Consider the following 21596-nt stretch of genomic DNA (forward strand, 5'->3'; position numbering starts at 1 on the left):
ATCGCCCGCATCCCTGATGCAATGAATAGGGCGTAGGAATATATGTAAGCAGAACGGGCCTGGCACAAGCCCGGGGATGAAAAACGGCTAGGGGATGAAGTTTGGGAAGTTGCCTACTTTTCAAGCACCGCAGACCTACAGAAACGACCGCGAACATCGCCCTGCGACAACCGCGTTTTTTTCACATTGATTTCACTGGCCGGCCACGCGCCGAACGCTAGATTGCCTGCCGACGTAATCAGCAATGTAAGAACTCCCCAGGGTGAACAGTGTGGTTGACATGATCCAGGCCAAACTCCTCGCCGATCGGCGCCTGGCAAAACCCCTCAAACAACTGTGGCTGCGTTTTATCGCACTCATCGCCCTGTGCCTGGCGGTGATGGGCGCGATGCTCTGGCCTGCGTCACCGCAGAACCTTGGCATCGACAATCGCCTGGTCACTTCGGGGGCCTTGGAAGCTTGGCGCAATGGCAACCTGATCGTGCTGGTGCGTCATGCAGAACGCTGCGATCGCTCCAGCAATCCCTGCCTGGGCCCTCCAGATGGCTTGACCCGATCCGGGGGTATGGCGGCGACCGCAGTGGGTGCCGCATTCCAGACCCTGGGCATGTCCCACAGTGATGTGTTGAGCAGCCCTGCCACGCGCACCCTGCAAACGTCGCAGTTCATGTTTGACCACGCCCGCGTGTTACCTGACCGTTTGACCTTGTGTGGCCCCGCCCTCGCCCATGATCTGGCGGCGCGCAAGGCCGCCGGGCGTAACCTGCTGCTGGTCACCCACAGCGAATGCATCGCCGACCTGGAGCGGGTGTTGGGTTATCCCCACGCCGATGGCGCCGAATACGGCAGTTCGCTGTTTGTCCAAGTCGGCAGCCACGGCAAGCTCAAGGTGCTCGGGGTACTCAACAGCCAGGACTGGGCATCAGCCTTTGGGCATCTTTAGGGGTAACGCGCTCACCCCGGCAGTGGGATCACCCGCAACGGCCTGACGGACTTGTAGGAAAAACTCGAATAGATTTCCTTCACGCATGGCAACGTCTGCAACACCTCGCGGGCAAATTCGCCAAACGACTCCAGGTCCTTGGCCACCACTTCCAGCAAAAAGTCATAGCGCCCCGACACGTTATGGCAGGCGACGATTTCCGGGATGTCCAGCAGCCGCTGTTCAAACGCCCGGGCGATTTCCTTGGAGTGGGTGTCCATCATGATGCTGACAAACGCCGTGACCCCGTAGCCCAGGGCCTTGGGCGAGAGGATCGCCTGGTAGCCGCTGATCACGCCGCTGTCTTCCAGGTTCTTGACCCGACGCCAGCACGGCGAGGTGGTCAGGGAGACACGATCGGCCAGTTCGGCAACGGTCAGGCGGGCGTTGCCTTGCAGGGCGTTGAGCAGGGCTTTGTCGGTACGGTCGAGTCCTACAGGCATGTCTTGCCTCGAATAGTTATTTTTATGGGTTTTCATCCTTTGCCGCCGGTTTTTCCCAGCAAAGTAGGCAACGTTCAGCCTCGGTTATGAGCATAGCATTGTAGGAAATAAGGAGAGTCCTACATGAACAACAAACACAGCGGATTCGGCTTTTCTACCCGTGCGATCCACTACGGCTACGATGCGCAAGACCATCATGGTGCCCTGGTGCCGCCGATTTATCTGTCGGCAACGTTTGCCTTTCCTACGGCCGAATACGGCGCGGGCTGTTTTGCCGGCGAAGAAAGCGGGCACTTTTACACGCGTATCTCCAACCCGACCCTGGCCTTGCTCGAATCACGCATGGCCACCCTGGAAGGCGGCGAAGCGGCGGTGGCGTTCAGTTCCGGAATGGGCGCAATTGCAGCAACGTTCTGGACCCTGTTGAGGCCCGGCGATGAGGTGATCGTCAGCCAGACGTTATACGGCTGCACCTTCGCCCTGCTGCACCACGGTATCGGCGAGTTCGGCATCAAGGTGCGTCATGTCGACCTGTCGGACCTCGACGCCCTGCGCGCCGCCCTCTCCCCCGCGACCCGCATGATCTACTGCGAAACCCCGGCCAACCCCAACCTGCAATTGATCGACATTGGCGCGGTGGCCAAGATCGCCCATCAGCAGCCCAACATTACCGTGGTCATTGATAACACCTACTGCACCCCCTACCTGCAACGCCCGCTGGAACTGGGCGCCGATGTGGTGGTGCACTCGGCCACCAAATACCTCAGCGGCCACGGCGATATCACCGCCGGCATCGCCGTCAGTCGCCAGGACCTGGCGCAGCGCATTCGTCTGCAAGGCTTGAAGGACCTGACCGGGGCCGTGCTGTCGCCCCAGGACGCCTTTTTATTGATGCGTGGCCTCAAGACCCTGGCCCTGCGCATGGATCGCCATTGCAGCAATGCCCAGGCCGTGGCCGAGGCGTTGCAGGCCCATCCGGCGGTAGAGTCGGTGACCTACCCCGGCCTACGCTCCTTCCCACAATACGAGTTGGCGGCACGTCAGATGAAGCTGTCAGGGGGCATGATTGCCTTTGAACTCAAGGGCGGCATCGCCACGGGCAGGCGCTTCATGAACGCGCTCAAACTGTTCAGCCGCGCGGTCAGCCTGGGCGACGCGGAGTCCCTGGCCCAGCATCCGGCGAGCATGACCCACTCCACCTACACCCCAGAGGAACGGGCCCAGCACGGGATTGCCGAAGGGCTGGTGCGCTTGTCGGTGGGGCTGGAGGACATCGCGGACCTGCTGGCCGATATCGAGCAGGCACTGGCGCATTGCGTCAAGCGCGCGCCGGCAAGCAAACCGGCGACGCACGCTGTGTAGCAGCGCGCTATTTGACCAGCCGGGTTTCCTTCGACGGGCGATAGCCGAAATAGGCGCTGTAGCATTTGCTGAAGTGGCTGGGGGACACAAACCCGCAGGCCACCAGCACATCGACCTGGGACAGCTCGGTGTGCTGCAGCAGGCGCCGGGCCTCGGTGATACGCAGCTCCATGTAATAACGCTGCGGCGTGGTCCCCAATTGCTCGCGGAACAGGCGCTCCAACTGGCGCCGCGAGCGCCCGGCATACACCGCCAGTTGTTCCAGGGCCAGGGGCTCTTCGAGGTTGGCATCCATCAGGCGCACCACTTCGCGTAGCGGCGCACTCACGCAGATGTTTTCTGCGGGCTTGATCCGCCGGTAACGCGACTCCTCAAAGGCCAGGATATCTTCGATCCCTTCCACCAACGCCTTGTCGTGCAGGCTCTTGATCCAGTCCAGGGCCATATGGAACGCACCTGATGGGCTCGATGCACTGAGGCGGTCACGATCGATCACGTACGGCTCGCTACTGACTTGGGTGGCCTTGGCGATTTCCGTCAGGGCCGGGCGGTGTTCCGGGTGGATGGCACAGCGATAGCCATCGAGCACCCCGGCCTTGCCCAGGAACCACGCCCCGTTCCATAAGCCGGCAAGGATCACGCCCTGTTGCGCCGCGGCCTTGAGCAGTTCGATAAAGCTTTCGCTGGCTTTGAGCTGGGTGCGGTAGCCGCCGCAAATCACCAGCAGGTCGAGGTCGGCCAGCGCGCTGTGGTCCAGGCGTGCGTCCGGGCGAATCACCAAGCCCAGGTCGCTGATCACCTCCTGCTCGTCCAGACCGAAAGTGCGCGAGGTGAACAACCCCGGGCGTAGCAGGTTGGCGGTGATGAGGGTGTCCAGCGCCTGAGTGAATGCGGGCAGGGAAAAATGCTCCAACAACACAAACCCTGCGAGGACCAGGCGTGGTGCCTGGCCTGGGGTTTCATTCAGGTAGCGCAGGTTCTTGCCTTTCATGCCGCCACTGAATTGCCGTCTTTCCATTATTGTTCGACCTGTCTGCGGGCGCCGGCAAGCCGGCTGCTACAAGGGCTTAGGGCTTGATGTTTTTCAGCTGGTTGAGCAGCTCGAGCAGTTGCTGCAATTGCTCTTCGCCGAACTGCTCCTGGATCTTCTGGTAGTTGCTTTCCATCCCCGCACTCATCTCGACGAAGCACTGTTGCCCCTGCTCGGTGAGGTTCACGAACACGCGGCGCTGGTCTTCGCTGGACTTGCGCCGGCGCACGATGCCATCGCGCTCCAGGCGCGCCAACACCCCGGTCATGCTCGGCTTGAGGATGCAGGCCAGGTGCGCCAGTTGATGGCTTTCCAGTTCACCTTGCTGGCGCAGGATACGAATCACCCGCCACTGCTGTTCGGTCAGTTGGTGTTCGTTGAGCAAAGGGCGGAAAAACGCCATGGCGGCTTCGCGGGCCTGCAGCAGCGTCAGCGTCAGGGAAGGTCTGGGAGTGGACATGGTTCACGCGCAAAAGAGATCGAAGCGTCGAAGCTTAGGGTCGCCTCCCCGGGCATGCAAGCCGCCCGCCACACAAACTCGTTAACCTCGACACGAATTATTTTTCAGACGCATAAATTACCTACCCATAATAAATATAACATGTTAACAATATGCCACTCCCTTGAGTGATCCGAAGGGCGATACCTACAAAAACAACAAAAGGAATCTGTCATGCATTTGCGCCTCCTTCCCCTGGCGGCCAGCGCCGGCCTGTGCGCTACGTTCAGCCCCTTGAGCGCCTACGCCGAGTTTATCCAGGACAGCAAGGCCAGCCTCGACCTGCGCAACTTCTATATGAACCGCGACTTTCGCCAGACCAACGCTCCACAGAACAAGGCCGATGAATGGGCCCAGGGCTTTGTGCTGCGCCTGGAGTCGGGCTACACCGAAGGTTTGGTGGGCTTTGGCGTGGATGCCTTGGGCGAATTGGGCGTCAAGCTCGACTCCAGCCGCGACCGGCGTGGCACCGGCCTGCTGGCGTATGGCGCCAGCCAGCAGCCTGTCGACAACTACAGCGAACTGGGCTTGACGGCCAAGGTGCGGGTAGCGAAAACCGTGCTCAAGGCCGGCACTCTGCAGCCGCAGTTGCCCGTGGCCGCCTACAACGACACGCGGCTGCTGCCCTCGACCTACACCGGTGAACTGGTCACGTCCCAGGACATTGCCGGCCTGACCCTGAACCTCGGCCGCCTGGAAAAACAGAACCTGCGCGACTCCTCCAGCAACGACCAGATGAGCTACGCCGGCGTCGACAGCAGCCACCTGGACCTGGCCGGTGGCACCTACGCCATCACCCCACAGTTGGCGACCACCTACTACTACGCGCAGATGCAGGATATCTACCGCCAGCACTTTATCGGCCTGGTGCACGACCTGCCGCTGGCCAACGGCATGAGCCTGCGCAGCGACCTGCGTTACTTCGACACCCGCGAGCAAGGCAGCCAAGCACTGCGTAGCGCCTCACGGGTGGACGGTGGGCGGATCGACAACCGTTTCTTCAACGGCATGCTGAGCCTGTCGACGGGGGCCCATAAATTCGGCCTGGGCTACCAGAACCTCTCAGGCGACGGCGATTTCGCCTACCCGGGCCTGGACCCCTACTCCGTCAACCTGGTGACCATCAACGTGTTCACCAAGGCCCAGACCGATGCCTGGCAGGCACGCTACGACTACAACTTCGCGGCCCTCGGCCTGCCGGGCCTGACCTTCATGACCCGCTATGTGGATGGCAGCCATGTGCGGACCGCCAGCGTGCGCAATGGCCGCGAATGGGAGCGCGATACCGACCTGACCTACACCGTGCAGAGCGGGCCGTTGAAAAACGTCAATGTCAGGCTGCGTAACGCGACCCTGCGTTCGAGCAACGGCCTGACCAGCGATATCGACGAAAGCCGCATCATCATCGGCTACAGCCTGGCGTTGTGGTGATCAGCGCAGGCCCGCTTGGCGCAGGCGGTACTCCCCCGGCGTCATCTGTGCATAGCGCTGGAAAAACCGGCTGAAATAGGCCGGGTCCTTGAAGCCCAGTTGATAGCAGATTTCATTCGCGGAACTGCCGGTAAACAGCAGCAGGCGCTTGGCTTCCTGCATCAGCCGTTCAAGCACCAGGCGCTTGGACGGCAGGTCGGCTATGCGCCGGCACACGTCGTTGAGCCGCGCTTCGGTGACGCCGATGGCTTCGGCATAGGCCGACAGCGGCCAGTGCAGCAGATAGTGGTCTTCGATCAGCTCATTGAAGCGATGGAAGATGCGCAGGTCTTCATGGCGCGCCGGGCGTGCTTCCAGGGAATTGGCGCTGAGCCTGAGCAAGCTGATCATGATCAATCGGGTCAGGCTTTCCAGGGCCACTGCGCGACCGGCGCCAGCGCTGTTGATTTCGTTGCACAGCTCGTCAAACAGCCACTCCAGCCGCTTGATTTCGGGCTGGAACTGCGGCGCCAGGCGGGCCAGCGCGACGCAGGCCGGTGGCACGTGCGGGCCGGGGGCAAGGCTTGGGTCGGCATCGATCAGCGCCCGCACCAGTTGCTGGCGTACGGTCAATACGTGGCCGTCGGCATCGGCTTCGGTGACAAACGCATGGGCCACCGTCGGTGGCGTAAGGAAGAACATCGGCCCGGATTCCAGGTATTGCTGGTCGTCGAGGTAGACCCGCACCGCGCCGCTCTTGACGTAATGCACCTGGAAAAACCGGTCATGGCGATGCACGGGCATATTGCGCCCGAAAAAACCCGCCAGGTTGCCGAGCCGGTCGTAATGCACGTCGGCATCGCTGTAGCGCTGGTCGTAGACCTGGCCGATGTTGATGTTGGGGATCGGTTTCACGGGCATCTCTTTATTGTTTTTTGCACCCGATGATTTTGCCATGCTTGACGGTAGTTAACATATTAATTATAACGTTAACACATTAACGAACTGCCTCCAGAGCAGTCGCCATCGCCAGGAGAAATCCATGAGCCGTACCCTGCATGATGTTGCCAGCGGCACCCTGTTCGGCGTCGCGCTGAACTACCAGGGCTTGCTGAACCAGCGTCTCGCTGAATTCGAACAGCCGCCGTACCAGAAGCCGCCGGTCAAGCCGGTGCTGTTTATCAAGACGCCCAATACGCGCAACGGTCATGACGGCGTAGTGCTTCATCCGGCTGGCCAGCGCCTGCAACCTGGCCCGGCGCTGGGCGTGGTGATCGGCAAAAATGCCAGCCGCGTCAGCGTGGAAAACGCCCTGGATTATGTGGCGGGCTACACCATCGTCAATGAATTCAGCCTGCCGGAAGACAGCTACTACCGCCCCGCCGTCAAAGCCAAGTGCCGCGACGGGTTCTGCGCCCTTGGCCCGGAACTGGTGGCCCGCGAGCAGATCGCCAACCCTCATCAGTTGAGCCTCAAGCTGTTCGTCAACGGCGAGCTGCGCCAGCAGAACACCACCGCCAACTTTGTGCGTGATATTCCCCGGTTGATCGCCGAGATCAGCGAATTCATGACCCTGCATGCAGGCGATGTGCTGATCACCGGTACGCCTGAAGGCCGGGTGGATGTGCAACCCGGCGACACCGTCGAAGTCGAGATCAGTGGCCTGGGCCGCCTGGTCAACCACATCCAGGCCGAGGAACAGCCATGAAACACGCGCGCATCCGTTTTGAAGGCCAGGTCCATCAGGCCCACGTCGAAGATTTCAATGCTGTGCGCCTGGCTGACGGCCGGTTGCTGGCCGAAGACCAGGTCGAGTGGCTGCCACCGGCCACCGGTAATATGTTCGCCCTGGGCCTGAACTACGCCGACCATGCCGCCGAACTGGCCTTCGCCCCACCGACCGAGCCGCTGGCGTTCGTCAAGTCGCCGGGCACCTACACCGGGCATAACCAGGTCACCTGGCGCCCCGACAACATCGTCTACATGCACTACGAGTGCGAGTTGGTGGCGGTGATCGGCAAGCCGGCGCGCAACGTCAAGCGCGAAGACGCCCTGGAGTACCTGGCCGGCTACACCGTGTGCAACGACTACGCGATCCGCGACTACCTGGAAAACTACTACCGCCCCAACCTGCGGGTGAAAAACCGCGACGCCACCACCCCGGTCGGCCCGTGGATCGTCGATGTGGCCGATGTGCCAGATCCGAGCAACCTGACCCTGCGCACCTGGATCAACGGTGAACTGCGCCAGGAAGGCAGCACCCGCGACATGATTTTCGATATCCCCTACCTGATCGAATACCTGTCCAGCTTCATGACCCTGCAACCCGGCGACATGATCGCCACCGGCACCCCAGAAGGCCTGGCCGATGTGGTGCCCGGCGATGAAGTGGTGGTGGAAGTCGAAGGCGTCGGCCGCCTGGTCAACCGAATTGTCAGCGAGGCGGACTTTTTTGCCGCCGCCAAAGAGGCTTGAGCACCATGATCAAACATTGGATCAACGGCCGTGAGGTCGAAAGCAAAGACACCTTCATCAACTACAACCCGGCCACCGGCGAGGCGATTGGTGAAGTGGCCAGCGGCGGCGCCGAAGAAGTCGCCCAGGCCGTGGCCGCCGCCAAGGAAGCCTTCCCCAAGTGGGCCAATACCCCCGCCAAGGAGCGTGCGCGCCTGATGCGCAAGCTTGGTGAATTGATCGAACAGAACGTGCCCCACCTGGCCGAACTGGAAACCCTGGACACCGGCCTGCCGATCCACCAGACCAAGAACGTGCTGATCCCACGGGCTTCGCACAACTTTGATTTCTTCGCCGAAGTCTGCACGCGCATGGACGGCCACAGCTACCCGGTGGACGACCAGATGCTCAACTACACCCTCTACCAACCGGTGGGTGTGTGCGCGCTGGTGTCGCCGTGGAACGTGCCGTTCATGACCGCCACCTGGAAGACCGCTCCGTGCCTGGCCCTGGGCAACACCGCGGTCCTGAAGATGTCCGAACTGTCGCCGCTGACGGCCAACGAACTGGGACGCCTGGCCCTCGAAGCGGGAATCCCCAAGGGCGTGCTCAACGTGATCCAGGGCTACGGCGCCACCGCTGGCGATGCCCTGGTGCGTCACCCGGATGTGCGGGCGATTTCCTTTACCGGCGGCACCGCCACCGGCAAGAAAATCATGCAGACCGCCGGCCTGAAAAAATACTCCATGGAGTTGGGCGGTAAATCGCCGGTGCTGATTTTTGAAGACGCCGACCTCGAACGCGCCCTGGATGCGGCGCTGTTCACCATCTTCTCGCTCAATGGCGAGCGTTGCACCGCCGGCAGCCGGGTGTTTATCCAGGAAAGCGTGTACCCGCAGTTCGTCGCCGAGTTCGCCGCCCGCGCCAAGCGCCTGATTGTCGGTGACCCGCAAGACCCGAACACCCAGGTGGGCTCGATGATCACGCAAGCCCACTATGACAAAGTCACCGGCTACATCAAGATTGGCATCGAAGAAGGCGCAAACCTGGTGGCAGGCGGCCTGGAACGGCCGGCCAACCTGCCGGCACACCTGGCACGCGGGCAGTTTATCCAACCCACCGTGTTCGCCGATGTAAGCAACAACATGCGCATCGCCCAGGAAGAAATCTTCGGTCCGGTGGTGTGCCTGATTCCCTTCAAGGACGAAGCCCAGGCCCTGCAACTGGCCAACGACACCGAATATGGCCTGGCGTCGTATATCTGGACCCAGGACATCGGCAAGGCCCATCGCCTGGCCCGTGGCATCGAGGCCGGCATGGTGTTTATCAACAGCCAGAACGTGCGCGACCTGCGTCAGCCGTTCGGCGGGGTCAAGGGTTCGGGTACCGGCCGTGAAGGCGGCCAGTACAGCTTCGAAGTTTTCGCAGAGATCAAGAACGTGTGCATCTCCATGGGCAGCCATCACATCCCGCGCTGGGGCGTGTAACTGCATGAACGCTGTCTGTAGGAGCCAGCTTGCCGGCGATGCAAGCGACGCGTGCACTCGGATCGCCGGCAAACCGGCTCCTACAACCCAACAAGAATAATGAAATCAGGAGAACGATCATGGGTGAAGTAGTCCTGGCGGCGAAAATCTGCCACGTGCCTTCCATGTACCTGTCGGAACTGCCGGGCAAGCATCACGGCTGCCGCGCCGCGGCGATTGCCGGGCACAAGGAAATCGGGCGCCGCGCCCGTGAACTGGGGGCTGACACCGCCGTGGTTTTCGATGTGCACTGGCTGGTCAACAGCGGCTATCACATCAACGGTGGCGAGCGTTTCCAGGGCACTTACACCAGCAATGAGCTGCCGCACTTCATCAAGAACATGGAGTACGCCTACCCCGGCTGCCCGGAGTTGGGCGAACTGATCGCCGCCGAGGCCAACCTGGCCGGGGTGCGCAGCATGAACCACAACATCCCGAGCCTGGAGCTGGAATACGGCACCCTGGTGCCCATGCGCTACATGCACATGGATGTGCCCGAAGAACAGAAATTCAACGTGGTCTCCATCGCCGCCTGGTGCGCCTGGCATCGCCTGGAAGACAGCTTTGCCTTTGGTGCCGCCGTGCGCCGGGCCATCGAGAAGAGTGATCGCAAGGTACTGGTGCTGGCGTCCGGCTCTCTGTCGCACCGTTTCTCCGACGACCGCGAGGCCGAAGCCAACATCCACAACTGGACTCGCGAGTTCGACAAGCAAGTGGACATGCACGTGGTGCAGATGTGGCGCGAAGGCCGCTTCAAGGAGTTCTGCGCGATGCTCCCGGACTACGCCGAACACTGCTTTGGCGAAGGCAAGATGCACGACACCGCGATGCTCCTGGGTTTGCTTGGCGGGCCTGAGTACAACCGCCCTGCAGAGATCATCACCGAGCCGTTCGGCAGCTCCGGCACCGGCCAGATCAACGCCATTTTCCCGCTCTGAATACATGTGGGAGCTGTCTCGCCCGGCGAGACCGCTCCCACATTGAATCGCGCACAGAAGGAGGCTTTGCATGCCGCATTTCATCGCCGAATACACCGACAACCTCGAATCCCAGGCCGACCTGCCGGGGCTGTTTGCAAAGGTCCACCAGGTGCTGGGAGACAGTGGCGTGTTCCCCCTGGGCGGCATCCGTAGCCGCGCCGTACGCCTGGACACCTGGCGCATGGCCGACGGCAAGCACGACTACGCCTTCGTCCACATGACCCTCAAGGTCGGCCACGGACGTGACCTGGCCACCCGCCAGACCGTGGCCGAGGCGCTGTTCGCGGTGATCACCGAACACTTCGCCGCCCTGCAGGCTCAGCGGCTGCTGGCCCTGTCGTTCGAGATGATCGAGCTGCACCCGCAATTGAACTTCAAACAGAACAACATCCACGCGTTTTTAAGCAACCAGGCGGGCTGACATCCATCGACTGAACGAGATCACCTGTAGGAGCGAGCTTGCTCGCGAAGATCGTCAACGATAACGCGTGCCTGCTGGATACCCGCGATGGCCTTGAGGCCTTGGCAAGCAAGCTCGCGCCTACAGTGGGTTCCATTCGCTTGACGGGGCAGTCTCGCCTCCACAACGGCCTCTCAGACAAAAAGTACAACATCATGAGCACAGCCAATACCGCCCACAGCGTCACCCTTGCCGAGCATGATCGCACCCACAGCACCGTCACCTGGCGACTGATGCCGTTGTTGCTGATCTGTTACCTGTTTGCCCACCTGGACCGGATCAACATCGGGTTCGCCAAGATGCAGATGAGCAGCGACCTGCACTTCAGCGACACGGTGTATGGCTTCGGTGCCGGCTTGTTCTTTATCGCCTACGCCCTGTTCGGCGTGCCCAGCAACATCGCCCTGGACCGCGTCGGGCCACGGCGCTGGATCGCCTGCCTGATGGTGGTGTGGGGCATCCTGTCCACCAGCATGCTGTGGATCGAAAGCTCCACCGGCTTCTACGTCCTGCGTTTTTTGCTGGGGGTGGCCGAAGCGGGTTTCTTCCCGGGGATCCTGGTGTTTCTCAACCGCTGGTACCCGGCGCGCCGCCGGGCGCAGATCACCGCCCTGTTCGCCATCGCCGTGCCCATGGCCGGGGTGATTGGCGGACCGCTCTCGGGGGCGATCCTGGAAAACTTCCACGACTTTGGCGGGATGCGCGGCTGGCAGTGGATGTTCCTGATCGAAGGCGCGCCCGTGGTGCTGCTGGGCCTGGTGGTGCTCAAGTACCTGCCGGACAGTTTTGAAACGGTGAAATGGCTGGAGCCCGCGCAAAAGCAACAATTGCGCGAACAGCTGAGCACCGAAGAAAAGCGCAAGTCCATCACCTCCTTCGGCGGCATCCTGCGCGACCCGCAAGTGTGGTTGCTGGTGGCGATCTATTTTGCCGTGATGCTGGCGGTCAACACCCTGGCGTTCTGGATGCCCACCCTGATCCACGGCGCCGGCATCGGCCGCGACAGCCAGGTCGGCCTGCTGAGCGCCGTGCCGTACCTGGCCGGCTGCTTCTTCATGATCGGCTGCGGACGCTCCTCGGACCGCAACCGCGAACGCCGCTGGCACTTGTGTGTGCCGCTGCTGATGGCCGCCGTCGGGATTGCCGTGGCCGGCCTGGCACCGGGCAATTCGCTGGTGGTGATGGGTGGCCTGATCGTCGCCGGTATGGGCGCCAGCGCCGCGCTGCCGATGTTCTGGCAACTGCCGCCGGCCTTCCTGTCCAACTGCACCCAGGCCGCCGGCATCGCCATGATCAGCTCGTTTGGCAGCATCGCCTCGTTCCTCGCGCCGTACCTGATCGGCTGGATGCGCGACACCACCCAAAGCGCCAGCCTCGCCCTGTACGTGCTGGCACTGTTTATCGCCCTTGGCGGCCTGCTGGTGTTGCGCACCAACGCCGCCATCGTCAACCCTCAGTAAGAGACCCTCGTCATGCTCGATCCACAGCTCATCCTGCAAGCCGCCGCCCAGCTGGACCATGCCGAACGCAGCCGCGAACAGGTACGCCAATTTTCCCTCGATCATCCGGACATCACGATCGAGGACGCCTACGCCATCCAGCGCGCCTGGGTCGCCCAGAAGATCAAGGGCGGGCGCAAGCTGGTCGGCCACAAGATCGGCCTGACCTCGCGGGCCATGCAGGTGTCGTCCAACATCACCGAACCGGACTACGGTGCGCTGCTCGACGACATGCTGTTTGAGGAAGGTACCGACATTCCGTTCGAGCGCTTTATCGTGCCCCGGGTCGAAGTGGAGCTGGCCTTCATCCTCGGCAAGCCGCTCAAGGGCCCCAACTGCACGATTTTCGATGTGCTCGACGCCACCGAGTGGGTGATCCCGGCCCTGGAGATCATCGACGCGCGCATCCAGCAGATCGACCCGCACACCAAGGCCACACGCAAGGTATTCGACACCATCTCCGACAACGCCGCCAATGCCGGCGTGGTCATGGGTGGCCGTGCGGTGCGCCCGACCGAGATCGACCTGCGCAAAGTTCCGGCGGTGCTGTACCGCAACGGCGTGATCGAAGAGTCCGGGGTCTCGGCCGCCGTGCTCAACCATCCGGCCAAGGGCGTGGCCTGGCTGGCCAACAAACTGGCGCCCTACGACGTCACGTTGCTGCCGGGGCAGATCATCCTCGGCGGCTCGTTTACCCGGCCGGTGGCGGCCAGCCCAGGCGATACCTTCCATGTCGACTACGACATGCTCGGCTCGATTTCCTGCCGTTTCGTCTGACCCCAGGAGGACTGTTTCATGGACATGCCTATCAACCGCTTCAAGCAGCGGCTCAATAGCGGTGAAGCGCAAATCGGCCTGTGGCTCGGGCTGGCTGACGCGTACTGCGCGGAATTGGCGGCCAATGCCGGTTTCGATTGGCTGTTGATCGACGGCGAGCACGCCCCCAATGACCTGCGCGGCATGCTCGGCCAATTGCAGGCGGTGGCGCCCTACGCCAGCGAGGCGGTGATTCGCCCGGTGATCGGCGACACCGCGCTGATCAAGCAGGTGCTGGATATCGGCGCACAGACCTTATTGGTGCCGATGGTCGAAAGCGCCGCCCAGGCCCGGGAGCTGGTGCGCGCCATGCGCTATCCGCCCCAGGGCATACGCGGGGTGGGCAGCGCCCTGGCGCGGGCTTCGCGCTGGAACCGCATCGACGGCTACCTGGACCAGGCCGACGCGCAGATGTGCCTGCTGGTGCAGATCGAAAGCCTGCAAGGCCTGGCCAACCTCGATGCGATTGCCGCCGTCGAGGGCGTCGATGGAGTGTTTATCGGCCCGGCGGACTTGAGTGCGTCCATGGGGCACCGGGGCAATCCGGGGCACCCTGACGTGCAAGCGGCCATCGAGGACGCCATTGCGCGGATTCGCCAGGCGGGCAAGGCGGCGGGCATTCTCAGTGCCGATGAAAAACTGGCCCGGCGTTATATCGAGCTGGGCGCAGGGTTTGTCGCGGTGGGAGTGGATACCACGGTGCTAATGCGCGGGTTGCAGGGGTTGGTGGGGAAATTCAAAGGTACAGCGTCACCAGTCGGTACTGGTGGCGTGTACTGATCCCTTCCAAACACCCCAGGTGCAAAATGTGGGAGCGGGCTTGCCCGCGAAAGCGGTGGTTCAGCCGGCGAATATATCGACTGACACTACGCATTCGCGAGCAAGCCCGCTCCCACCTTTTGGATGTGTGGTGTTTCAGCGCTTGATGTTTTTCAGCTCATCGAGCAGCCCCAGCAAGGTCTGCAATTTCTGCGCCCCCAACTGCTCCTGCAAGCGCTGGTAGTTGGCCTCCATGCACTGGCTCATGGACGCAAAACTCGCCCGGCCCTTGTCCGCCAGGGTCACCAGTACCCGCCGCTGATCCTGCTCGGCCTTGCGCCGGTGGATCATCCCCGCCGCTTCCATGCGCACCAGCACGCCCGTCATGCTCGGCTTGAGGATGCAGGCCAGTTCCGCCAGTTGGTAAATCTCCAGTTCGTCGTGTTGATTGAGGATGCGGATCACCCGCCATTGCTGCTCGGTCAGGCCATGTTCGTTCAGCGAGGGGCGGAAAAAACTCATGGCCGCTTCGCGGGCCTGCAACAGGGTGAGGGTCAGGGACTGCCGGGGTTTGAGCATAGAGTCAGGATCACGTGATATTTAGTTAATGTTTTAACGAAACTCTAACATCCCCGCCCCGCGCTCGCGCTATAACTTAGTGGTCGCGCACGTCCATGGCGCGCTGAATCAAAAGCCCCGGCACGCAGGATCAAGACATTGATCCCGCCAAGGCCCCTAATGAAGACATCTGCTTTAGAGCCTTCCTTCACTTTTCAGGCTGCGCCATGATCAATATTGAAACCCCCACGTATTACACCGCTACCAAGAAGTACAACCTGAGCTTTCCCACCCTGGAACAGGACATCGAGGCCGACGTCGTGGTGATTGGCGGCGGGTTTTCCGGGATCAATACCGCCCTGGAGCTGGCGGAAAAGGGCATCACTAATATCGTCGTGCTGGAAGCGCGCTACCTGGGCTTTGGCGGCACCGGGCGCAATGGCGGGCAGATCATGGCCGGCATTGGCCATGACCTGGAGAAGATCAAGAACGACGTCGGCGAGGACGGCCTGCGCCAGGTCTTCGAGATCAGCGACCTGGGCGCCGATATCATCAAGGACCGTATTGCCAAGTACAACATCGACGCCGACTTCTGCCACGGCTACGGCTATATGGGCTTCAACGCCCGCCAGGAAAAGACCCTGCGGGCCTGGGAAAAAGACTTCAAGTCGATCAACAGCAAGCATGAGATCCGCTTCCTCGGCGGCTCCGACGTCCAGCAGATCATCGGCTCCAACGCCTACAGCAGCGCCCTGCTGCACATGGGCGGCGGGCATGTGCATTCGTTGAACCTGCTGCTGGGCGAGGCCACTGCCCTGGCCGGGCATGGCGTGCGGATCTTCGAGAACAGCCCGGCGCTGGAAGTCAGCTACGGCGAGCGCATCACCGTGCGTACCGGGCGCGGCTCGGTCAAGGCCAGCAAACTGCTATGGGCGTGTGACAGCTTCCTCAACAAACTGGAGCCGGAACTGCATCGCTCGACCATCAATACCTACGCGTTCCAGATGATGACCGAGCCGTTGAGCGAAGAGCTGATCCAGCGCATAAGCCCGATTCGCGGGGCCTACAGCGATATCCGCCCGGTGATCGACTACTACCGGGTGACCAATGAAAACCGCCTGTTGTTCGGCGCCGCCACGCCGTTGGTGGAGCACATTCCCGGCGATTTGAAGGCCTGGAACCGCAAGCTGATGCTGAAGATTTTCCCCTACCTCAAGGACGTGAAAATCGACCTGGCCTGGGGCGGCCCGATGGCCTGCAGCCCCAATCTGTTCCCGCAGATCGGCACCCTGCCGGGGCGCAGCAATGCGTTCTTCGTCCAGGGTTATTCCGGTTTCGGCGTCACCCCCAGCCACATCATCTGCAAGGTCCTGGCCGAAGGCATGAGCGAAGGCTCGGCGCGCTACGACCTGGTCAGCTCGATCCACCGCCCGACGATTATCGGCAAGGACGCAATCCGCCCGCTGCTGCTGACGGCGGGCAAATCCTGGCACCAACTGTCCGGTTACTGGAATGGTCGCCGCTAACCCCTTTTTTATCCCTCTGGAGCAACTGCCATGACCCTCGTTACCCTCAAGAAAGATATCCAGCTGTCTGAACTCGACGCCTGGGGCACCGTTGCCGACCTCGGCTCCGAAATCCTCGCCGGCGAACTCAAGGCCTTCGGCAAAATGACCTTCGGTGCGCCGACCGACCCGGTCAGCAGCGCCTACTTCGGCACCACGCAAGGCAAGTTCCGCATGGTCTACCCGTTCAACGAACAGGCCACGGTAGTCACCGGCGAAGTGCGCCTGACCGACGAGGCCAGCGGCCAAACCACCACCTACAAAGCGGGCGACAGCTGGTTCGTGACCCAGGGCACGCCCGTGCTGTGGGAAGTGCTGAGCGAGAGTTTCGTCAAACACTACTTCGCGGTCGTATAACTACTTTGCTCTAAGTGGGAGCGGCGGTGCGACGATTCGACTTGCTCGCGAATGCGCTGGGTCAGTCAATACTGTTCTGACTGACCCACTGCGTTCGCGGGCAAGTCGAATCGTCGCACCGCCGCTCCCACATTCGGTGGTTGATGAATGGGGTTCAGGCCATCCGGCTGGAACGGAACGCCTTGGGCGACAGGTCAAACTGCTTCTTGAACGAACGGCTGAAGTGCGCCGAATCGGTAAAGCCCCACTTGTAGGCAATCGAAGTGATCGATTCGCTACGCAGGAACGGGTTGGTCAAGTCATCAGCGCTGCGCTTGAGCCGCGCACGTTGGATGTAGCGGCAGACGCTATCGTCCTGCTCCTCGAACAGCCGGTATAAATGACGCACCGAGATGTTCAGCCGGCTGGCCAGGCCAACGGGGCTCAGGCCGGGTTGGCTCAGGGACTCATCAATGATCTTCTGCACGTAGCTGCGCAGGTTGTTGCCTTGCAACGCGCTGGTATCGTCGCGCGCGTCGTCGTCCTGCTCCAGGGCTGAACCCAGCAGCGATACAAACGCACACTGCAACGCCTCGACCTCATCCTCGGCGCCTTCGCTGCCCTTGCACAGTTGGTCCATCAATACATGCAACATGCGCCCACAGGCTTTGCTGGAGGAAATCTTGCCAAAGGTCTTCGATTGGCTGCCCATCTGCTTGCACACCTGAGCGCGCGGCAACGACAGCGAGGTATGTTCGATCAAGCCGAACGGGGTGATTTCAATGGAGCCCACCGAGTCCATCAGCAGCAGTTCGCCAGGGGCCAGTTGCACCCGCTGGCCGTTCTGCACGATCTGCGAATAGCCGCTGCGCTGGCTGACCAAAAAACAATCCTGGTCGTTATCATGGTCGGGATTGGAAACCTGGCGCTTGATCAGGCCGGCATTGGTACGCAGGCTGGCCAAGGGCAACCCGCCGTTTGAAAGCATGGAAAACTCGCCGATAAACAGCGAACGGTTGAAAGCCAGTTCGGTGTCGAAGTGGCCGCACATCGCACGCAAGTCGCGGTTCCAGGTGTCGAGCCCCTGTTGTGCACTCTGTTGGATACCCATGGGTGTCTCCACAATGGCTTATTGTTTTTGTCGGGCAATAGTTAACATGTTATCTATATGCGCGCAACAAGTACCTGTCCGCCATTGTGTTTGCACTAATGATGCCAATCAGAGCGTGCGCAATACGCGCTGCAAGCCCACCAGCGCAGCCAGCAAGGCATCGCGCTGCACGCGGCTCAAGGCGATGTAGCGCCGAAAGGCCGGCATGCGGTTGACCACCTCGCTGCCGCCCATATGCTCCAGGCGCACATGCCATTGATGGTCGCGCAGCTCGATGTGCAAGCGTTTGAAATCCAGGGGCATCAATGCCTGGTGCAAGGCGCTGTCGTGTTGCAGACGCGCCTGCAGTTGCCCCAACAAAGCACGTTCGCCCATGCGTTGCCGACAGTGGATCCCGGTCCGTCGAACAGCCCCGCCATGGTGCAGGGCAAAACTCGCCGCGCCCTCTGTCGAGGCAGGCAGGCGCACGCTGAACTCCGTCATGACCAGGTGCATCAACAACTGCGATTCGGTGCGCTCGCGGATTTCCAGGTGCAGGCTGTCGTCGTCCAGGGCAACCCGCGCCAAGGTCGGCGAGACTTGCTCGAAACGCGCCAGCCCAAGGTTGCGCCGCAGTTGCCCAAGGGTGCGCCCCGGCTGATAGCCCGCTGGCGCCCGTTGTGCGCTGAACAGTTCAGACAGCTTTTGCCGCAGCACTGATATAGCCGCTGTGAGCGTGACCCGGTTCATTGGCAAACTCCTTGGCCAGCACGTCTTCCACCGACGCCGGCTTGAATGGATTGACCTTCTGCACCACCAGGGTCCAGAACAGCGCATACACCGCCGTACCGCCCAGCATCACGCCGAACGGGACGTAGATATCCGCCGGGTTCATCCCCGGTGGCGTGATAAACCACATGCCCAAAAGAATGCCGGCGCTGGACAGCAACTGCGGCAGTGGGAACCACGGCGAGCGATAGGCCCGTGGCAAGTCGGGACGACGAATGCGCAGGATCACCACCGACACCGTCACCAGCAGGTAGGCAAAACTCCACGCACACACCGCCGCCAGCACCAGGTGCATGATGTTGTCGGTGTTGCCACCCAGGTACAGCGCGTGCAGGCAGGGAATCAGCATCGCCACCAGGATGCACAGCACCGGGGTCTTGAAGCGTGGGTGCAGGTAGGTGAACACCTTCGGCAGCGCGCCATCCACCGCCATGCCGTAGAGAATCCGTGGCACACCGGCCATCAAGGTATTGATGGTGGCGGCACCGGCAAACAGAAAACCGACGCCCAGCCACAGCGGCCCGATCTGCCCCATGACCTGTTCGGCAAAGCGTGGGATCGCCATGGGCGTGTCCAGCAGATGCACGCCGCTGGCCGCGTCCAGCACCACGTTTTCGACCTGGCGCTTCATGGCCGCGCCATAGATGAACATGCACGTCGCCACGCCCATCAGGCCGAGCATCATCGCCCGTGGCATGACCTTGGCCGACTGGCGCAAGTCCGGCGCCAGCGGGGTGACGAATTCGCAGCCGACAAACATGAACATCGCCATGCCCACCAGGGACAACACCGTCACCAGGTCGCTGCCCACCAGGGACTCGCCAAACCAGCCGTCCAGTTGCACTGCCGGCGCGGCGATCAAGCCCAGCACGCCAAACACCATCAAGGTGGTCCACATACCGAAGGTCAGGATGATTTCGGCGCGGCCAAAGGCGCTGACGCCAAACACATTGAGCACGCCGAACACCAGCACAAAACCGACGCCAAGCAGCCAGGAACCCCCGGCGGATTCGGCCAGGGTATTGAGGTGTTCGAAGTTCACCAGGGCCATGACCCCGGCGAGGATGGTCTCGGCGGTGCCGGCAAACACATGCACGATCAAATAGGCCGACAAGGTACCGGTGATCGCAAAAAAACGGCCCATGCCGCAGTTGATGTAGTCGTACACCGAGCCGGTAGTGGGCAGGATCGAGGCGGCCTCGGCGAAGGTTGTCGCCTGGGCCAGCATCATCACCACGGCGATCAGCATGGCCAACGCAAACGCGCTGCCGCCGATGCCAAAACCCATGGTCGCGGTGAGAATCACCGGGCTGGCCATGATCAGGCCAATGGTGCTGGCCAACGCGGTGGGAAAGCCCACCGTGCCCCGGTTCAGGTGCGCGGTAAGTCTGTCATTGATCGACATGGTGCAGATCCTCGAAAGGGATTTTTTAGAAGTGTTTGCACTGTGCGCCCCGCCCAACCTGATCGTCTTGCCCCTGGCTGCCGCCGGTTTTGTTGCTCCCTGCCAGGGCTTGCGGCGTGGCGGCCAGGATCAATTGCCTGGCACGCAGGTGAAAGACTTGTGCCGCCGACGCTCGTCCTAATGCGCCCTCAACTTCATCTTGCTGGGGACTATAACAATGGAGCACACACTCAAAACCCGCCACCTGCACCCGGCCGTCGGCCTGGGGCTGGCGCTGTTGATCGGCCAACCTGCGGCCCAGGCAATCGAACTGTATGCCGACGACGACACCACCGTCACCGGCAACTTCCTGGCCGTGTACGGCATGTTCAACAGCCGCAAGAACTACGAGGGCAGCCCGGGTGGCTCGACGTGGCGGGAAGGCTTTATCAAGTATGGCTTGAGCGTCGACCAGACCCTGGGCGGCCTGGGCAGTGTGTATGGCACCGCCAACCTGGTGAGTTCTGGCACCTGGGGCGATGGCGATGCCTCCCGTGTGACCGACGGCAGCGAGCGCACCACCAAGTTCGACGAAGCCTTTGCTGGCTGGCGCTCGGGGGACCTGTTGCCGGCGTTGGGCAAGGATGGCCTGGACCTGTCGTACGGGCGCCAGATCATCACCGTGGGCGATGGTTTTATCATCAATGACGACGGCCCGAACCTGGGCAATGGCGTGGCCGATGGCGAGTTCGACCGTGGCGGCGCCTATTACATCGCGGCCCGGCATGCTTTCGACAAGGCTGCGGTGGTGCGCCTGGGCGGCAAGGACGGCTTGCACGGCAGCCTGATGTGGATCGAGTCCGACAACCGCGCCCAGGCCCTGACCGAGATGGCCATCGGCACCCTGGAATACAGCGCCGCACCGGGCACCCTGGGCCTGACGTACCTGCATGGCATCGATGTGGACGAGCGCTATGCCAGTGACGTGCAAAAGCAGCGCAAGGGCATGAACCTCTACAGCCTGCGCGGCAGCGGGAATGCCGGGATCGACAACGCGCACTTCTCGTTTGAATACGCCTGGCAGGACAAGGACCCCGGCCCGGAAAAAGCCTGGTACGCCGAAGCCGGCTATACCTTTGCCGACCTGCCCTGGTCGCCGGACCTGACCTACCGTTATGCGCGCTATTCGAAGAATTGGGATGCACTGTTCGCCGGTTTCAACCGCGGTTATGGCACCTGGGTCCAGGGCGAAGTGGCGGGCAACTACTCCGGGCCCTACAACACCAACACTGCGGTGCAGCATGTAGCACTCAAGGTCAAGCCGCTGGACAACCTGACCCTCGGCGCGCTGTTCTTCGACTACCAGACCGTGAGCAAACGCAACATGCTCGACCTCGATGGCCGCGAGCTGGACCTGTATGCCGAATGGGCGGTGAATGACCACCTGATCATCACGCCGTTGATTGGCCTGTACCAACCGGACAAGGACCAGGACAACGGCGGCAACCAGGTCGGCGGTAACGGCACCAATGTGTACAGCCAGTTGGTGGTGGCCGTGCCGTTCTGAGGTTTGGTTGTGGTGTGACTGGCCTGTGATGGCGCTTCCTGTGGCGAGCGGGGCAAGCCCGCTCGCCACAAGGAAATCTGCTCCCCT

General features: G+C 61.8%; 22 protein-coding genes. 14 read left to right on the top strand and 8 right to left on the bottom strand.

The genetic code is table 11. The features are described 5' to 3' along the window. The first annotated feature begins 262 nt into the window (after positions 1 to 262). Entirely contained in the window at positions 263 to 943 is a 681-nt protein-coding gene (locus tag BHC62_RS11065) for a histidine phosphatase family protein (RefSeq protein ID WP_071610026.1), read from the top strand. A gap of 11 nt (positions 944 to 954) precedes the next feature. On the opposite strand, the gene BHC62_RS11070 is transcribed toward BHC62_RS11065, so the two are convergent. After that, positions 955 to 1425 carry an Lrp/AsnC family transcriptional regulator gene (locus tag BHC62_RS11070; protein ID WP_029294365.1) on the bottom strand — a complete coding sequence of 157 codons (471 nt, stop codon included), beginning with the start codon at positions 1423 to 1425 and terminating at the stop codon, positions 955 to 957. A gap of 123 nt (positions 1426 to 1548) precedes the next feature. Here BHC62_RS11070 and BHC62_RS11075 point away from each other — a divergent pair, with 123 nt between their 5' ends. Next, entirely contained in the window at positions 1549 to 2787 is a 1239-nt protein-coding gene (locus BHC62_RS11075; RefSeq protein WP_070995050.1) for a methionine gamma-lyase, read from the top strand. A gap of 7 nt (positions 2788 to 2794) precedes the next feature. Here BHC62_RS11075 and BHC62_RS11080 read toward each other — a convergent pair whose 3' ends face one another. Continuing rightward, complete coding sequence (locus tag BHC62_RS11080) at positions 2795 to 3805, bottom strand: GlxA family transcriptional regulator (RefSeq protein ID WP_032866764.1); 1011 nt, start codon at positions 3803 to 3805, stop codon at positions 2795 to 2797. A gap of 49 nt (positions 3806 to 3854) precedes the next feature. After that, the gene (gene hpaR, locus BHC62_RS11085) at positions 3855 to 4277 is read right to left on the bottom strand and encodes a homoprotocatechuate degradation operon regulator HpaR (RefSeq protein WP_029294359.1); all 423 of its coding nucleotides are present in this window, start codon (positions 4275 to 4277) and stop codon (positions 3855 to 3857) included. Between the two features lie 213 nt (positions 4278 to 4490). On the opposite strand from hpaR (BHC62_RS11085), the gene BHC62_RS11090 reads away from it, so the two are divergent. Beyond that, positions 4491 to 5747, top strand: a complete 1257-nt coding sequence (locus BHC62_RS11090; RefSeq protein WP_070995051.1) for an OprD family porin — start codon at positions 4491 to 4493, stop codon at positions 5745 to 5747. Here BHC62_RS11090 and hpaA read toward each other — a convergent pair whose 3' ends face one another. After that, entirely contained in the window at positions 5748 to 6647 is a 900-nt protein-coding gene (hpaA, locus tag BHC62_RS11095; protein ID WP_029294355.1) for a 4-hydroxyphenylacetate catabolism regulatory protein HpaA, read from the bottom strand. Between the two features lie 121 nt (positions 6648 to 6768). On the opposite strand from hpaA, the gene BHC62_RS11100 reads away from it, so the two are divergent. The 8 genes from BHC62_RS11100 (at position 6769) to hpaI (ending at position 14241) form a co-directional block, all read left to right on the top strand. Continuing rightward, positions 6769 to 7434, top strand: coding sequence for a fumarylacetoacetate hydrolase family protein (locus BHC62_RS11100; protein ID WP_029294354.1), 666 nt, complete (start codon positions 6769 to 6771; stop codon positions 7432 to 7434). After that, positions 7431 to 8201 (top strand): fumarylacetoacetate hydrolase family protein, encoded by a 771-nt coding sequence (locus tag BHC62_RS11105; protein ID WP_070995052.1) that lies wholly within the window; start codon positions 7431 to 7433, stop codon positions 8199 to 8201. The genes BHC62_RS11100 and BHC62_RS11105 overlap by 4 nt, the downstream gene beginning before the upstream one ends. Positions 8202 to 8206: 5 nt before the next feature. Continuing rightward, on the top strand, positions 8207 to 9667 hold the full coding sequence (gene hpaE, locus BHC62_RS11110) for a 5-carboxymethyl-2-hydroxymuconate semialdehyde dehydrogenase (protein WP_029294350.1): 1461 nt from the start codon (positions 8207 to 8209) through the stop codon (positions 9665 to 9667). A gap of 119 nt (positions 9668 to 9786) precedes the next feature. Beyond that, the gene (hpaD, locus tag BHC62_RS11115; protein ID WP_029294348.1) at positions 9787 to 10644 is read left to right on the top strand and encodes a 3,4-dihydroxyphenylacetate 2,3-dioxygenase; all 858 of its coding nucleotides are present in this window, start codon (positions 9787 to 9789) and stop codon (positions 10642 to 10644) included. A gap of 70 nt (positions 10645 to 10714) precedes the next feature. Then, positions 10715 to 11107: a 5-carboxymethyl-2-hydroxymuconate Delta-isomerase gene (locus BHC62_RS11120; protein ID WP_070995053.1), complete on the top strand. Its 393-nt coding sequence runs from the start codon at positions 10715 to 10717 to the stop codon at positions 11105 to 11107. Positions 11108 to 11301: 194 nt separating this feature from the next. Then, positions 11302 to 12606 (top strand): MFS transporter, encoded by a 1305-nt coding sequence (locus BHC62_RS11125; RefSeq protein WP_029294344.1) that lies wholly within the window; start codon positions 11302 to 11304, stop codon positions 12604 to 12606. A 12-nt stretch (positions 12607 to 12618) separates the two neighbouring features. Beyond that, positions 12619 to 13422, top strand: coding sequence for a 2-oxo-hept-4-ene-1,7-dioate hydratase (hpaH, locus tag BHC62_RS11130; protein WP_029294342.1), 804 nt, complete (start codon positions 12619 to 12621; stop codon positions 13420 to 13422). A gap of 18 nt (positions 13423 to 13440) precedes the next feature. Continuing rightward, on the top strand, positions 13441 to 14241 hold the full coding sequence (gene hpaI, locus BHC62_RS11135; RefSeq protein WP_070995054.1) for a 4-hydroxy-2-oxoheptanedioate aldolase: 801 nt from the start codon (positions 13441 to 13443) through the stop codon (positions 14239 to 14241). 135 nt (positions 14242 to 14376) lie between these two features. On the opposite strand, the gene hpaR (BHC62_RS11140) is transcribed toward hpaI, so the two are convergent. Beyond that, positions 14377 to 14799 carry a homoprotocatechuate degradation operon regulator HpaR gene (hpaR, locus tag BHC62_RS11140; protein ID WP_029294338.1) on the bottom strand — a complete coding sequence of 141 codons (423 nt, stop codon included), beginning with the start codon at positions 14797 to 14799 and terminating at the stop codon, positions 14377 to 14379. Between the two features lie 206 nt (positions 14800 to 15005). Between hpaR (BHC62_RS11140) and BHC62_RS11145 the strand changes: the two genes are divergently transcribed. Both BHC62_RS11145 and BHC62_RS11150 read left to right on the top strand, forming a co-directional pair. Continuing rightward, entirely contained in the window at positions 15006 to 16304 is a 1299-nt protein-coding gene (locus tag BHC62_RS11145; RefSeq protein WP_070995055.1) for an FAD-binding oxidoreductase, read from the top strand. Between the two features lie 30 nt (positions 16305 to 16334). After that, positions 16335 to 16700, top strand: a complete 366-nt coding sequence (locus tag BHC62_RS11150; RefSeq protein ID WP_029294333.1) for a cupin domain-containing protein — start codon at positions 16335 to 16337, stop codon at positions 16698 to 16700. A gap of 154 nt (positions 16701 to 16854) precedes the next feature. Here BHC62_RS11150 and feaR read toward each other — a convergent pair whose 3' ends face one another. The 3 genes from feaR to BHC62_RS11165 form a co-directional block, all read right to left on the bottom strand. Then, positions 16855 to 17790: a transcriptional regulator FeaR gene (feaR, locus tag BHC62_RS11155; RefSeq protein WP_070995056.1), complete on the bottom strand. Its 936-nt coding sequence runs from the start codon at positions 17788 to 17790 to the stop codon at positions 16855 to 16857. A 108-nt stretch (positions 17791 to 17898) separates the two neighbouring features. After that, on the bottom strand, positions 17899 to 18519 hold the full coding sequence (locus BHC62_RS11160) for a DUF3156 family protein (RefSeq protein ID WP_070995057.1): 621 nt from the start codon (positions 18517 to 18519) through the stop codon (positions 17899 to 17901). Next, positions 18464 to 19963, bottom strand: a complete 1500-nt coding sequence (locus BHC62_RS11165; RefSeq protein WP_070995058.1) for an APC family permease — start codon at positions 19961 to 19963, stop codon at positions 18464 to 18466. The genes BHC62_RS11160 and BHC62_RS11165 overlap by 56 nt, the downstream gene beginning before the upstream one ends. Before the next feature lie 217 nt (positions 19964 to 20180). Here BHC62_RS11165 and BHC62_RS11175 point away from each other — a divergent pair, with 217 nt between their 5' ends. After that, on the top strand, positions 20181 to 21509 hold the full coding sequence (locus BHC62_RS11175; protein WP_070995059.1) for a hypothetical protein: 1329 nt from the start codon (positions 20181 to 20183) through the stop codon (positions 21507 to 21509). The last annotated feature ends 87 nt before the right edge of the window (positions 21510 to 21596 follow it).

Source organism: Pseudomonas sp. 06C 126 (assembly GCF_001855215.1).
Lineage (GTDB): Bacteria > Pseudomonadota > Gammaproteobacteria > Pseudomonadales > Pseudomonadaceae > Aquipseudomonas > Aquipseudomonas proteolytica.